Raw genomic sequence first — 2,082 nt, 5'->3', positions numbered from 1 at the left:
CAAGACAACGCATTCCCTCCTCACGATCGCCTCCGGACACTCCGCGCGGACCAGGAAAGCCCGCGCAAGGCCCGGAGGCACACAACCTTGGCGCGGGGTGGAGCAGCCCGGTAGCTCGTCAGGCTCATAACCTGAAGGTCACAGGTTCAAATCCTGTCCCCGCAACCAACATTCCTGAATAAGAACAACCCGTCAGGCGAAAGCCCGACGGGTTGTTCGTGTTCGCTCGACGCTCGCATCCGATCCCATCGGTTATGACCCATGAGGTCCGGCGGCCTGCCGGAACTCGCTCGGCGTCAGCCCGTAGCGATCCTTGAAGCGTCGGGCGAAGTGCGCGGGACTGGAAAAGCCGCAGGCACAGGCGATTGCGGAGACCGCCACGTGGTTGCTGGCCGGGTCGTTCAGCTGCCGTGCCGCGGCTTCGAGCCTGCGCTCCCAGATCCAATCCGCGATGTGCCGCCCGTGGTCGTGGAACAGCTCCTGCAGCCGCCGCAACGACACGCCCACGGCCGCTGCGAGCTGCGGCGGATCGAGCGTCGGATCACCGAGATTCGCCTCGACATAGGCCTTTGCCCGTTGGACCACGACCGTACCGTGCAGAGACCTGGGCACGTCCCGCGCCATGCGCTCCGCGATGCCGGACAGGATGAGGTCGACGCCGATCCGGGACATGCGCATGGCTGCATCGGGATCGAGCCGGTCCGAGACGCCCACCAGGTCGATCAGAAAATTCATCGCCAGCCCGGCGACGGCCGAGTCCCCGCCGACCGTCAGGGCCGTGTAGAGCCTGGTCGGCCCCAGCGTATCCTCCAGGCGCTCGCGCGGCAGCTCCAGGACGAACGACCGATCCGTCCGGCTCGACACGTGGACGTTGGGCCGACCGCCCAGCACGACGATGTCGCCGGCCCTCTGGACCGCATCGCGGCCGTCCTGCGAACTGGTCGAGACGCCCGCAAGCTGCATCAGGACGAAGACGGACCCCGTGTTGTCACGCCGCCGAAGCGTCGTCGGCGTCACTTCGGTCTGGAGAGCGCTTTCCGACAACCGCGTTATTCGAAGATCGCCGACATCGACGAATTGTATCAGCCCCTCGAACGGAGCGTCGTCGATCCGCTTCTGTTCGACCGGGCCGATCCGGTCGAACAGCGTCTCCTTCCACAGTCGAAAGCTCTTGTCCTGATCCACCCCTTCCGTCGAAAATAACGTCTGCATCGGTCTGAGCCTTCATGAGGCGCGGGATCGGGTGTCTCTCGCGAAATGCCTGCTGCGCCGTCGCGCCCGGAGGGCGGGGCGCCGGTGACCGGGCGCTTCGCGAGGGGCATCGAGACCCGGGACGCCTGCCGGAAGGCTCGCGTCCGAGCGGGGCTGCGGTTGCTCAGGCGCCGGTCCGGCATGGGAAATCCGCATCGTGCATCCCATGGCCGCCGCGAGGACGCCGAAGCGCGACCACTCGAGGCGAGGCTTATCGTGCGGGACGGCGCCTTCCAAGTCAGCTCTGCGCGGAGAGGCAAGCTTATTCGCGCATCTGGGCAGCCGGCGAAGCGAGCAATCGTTTATGATGGGGAGGCTTCGGAAGGGAGTTCGGCGTCGGATGACGCGGACGTCTCGCGGCGACGATCGATCGAGAGAGGTTTCGATCCACCACGACGACGATTTTTTGGATTGGGCGGTCCGCCCTCATGGTGATCCGGATGCGCACTGCCCTCGCTATCGAACGATCGGGTGCGTTCGCTGCGGCCGACCTAGTTCCGGTCGTGCAGGTGCGGGCACGGATCGGCCACAGGGTATTCTGAGCGATGTCACGGGGTTGCGTCGTCATACTCGTGAGCCGGCCGGATCGCGGCCATGCCCTGGCCGAGGCCGTGCGGACGCTCGCCGGGAGCCGGATCGTCGGTATCGAGGAGACCTGGCCCGATCCCGGATCGATCCTGGGGGTGATCACCGATCTGGCGCTGGATCGGATGGAGGTCAGGCACTCCCTCAAGGCCCTGGCCGGACGGCTCGCGGGACGGCCGATGCCGATCGTCTGCCTGCTCGGCGTGCGGAACGAAGCCACCCTGCGGGACGCGGAGCGGCTCGGCG

1 protein-coding gene, 1 tRNA gene and 1 pseudogene are annotated in these 2,082 nt (G+C 66.7%); 2 read left to right on the top strand and 1 reads right to left on the bottom strand.

The window, feature by feature from the left end:
- Positions 1 to 91 precede the first annotated feature (91 nt).
- Positions 92 to 168 (top strand) — tRNA-Met (locus COGEMETH_RS24560).
- Positions 169 to 252: 84 nt separating this feature from the next.
- Here the strand turns inward: COGEMETH_RS24560 and COGEMETH_RS24555 are convergent.
- Positions 253 to 1,212: a helix-turn-helix domain-containing protein gene (locus COGEMETH_RS24555; RefSeq protein WP_238185288.1), complete on the bottom strand. Its 960-nt coding sequence runs from the start codon at positions 1,210 to 1,212 to the stop codon at positions 253 to 255.
- Positions 1,213 to 1,823: 611 nt separating this feature from the next.
- Between COGEMETH_RS24555 and COGEMETH_RS24550 the strand changes: the two are divergent.
- A pseudogene (locus COGEMETH_RS24550) lies at positions 1,824 to 2,082 on the top strand (phosphohydrolase); the annotation flags it as partial.

Source organism: Methylobacterium trifolii, assembly GCF_022179685.1.
GTDB lineage: Bacteria > Pseudomonadota > Alphaproteobacteria > Rhizobiales > Beijerinckiaceae > Methylobacterium > Methylobacterium trifolii.
This window is presented reverse-complemented; position numbering and strand designations above follow the sequence as displayed.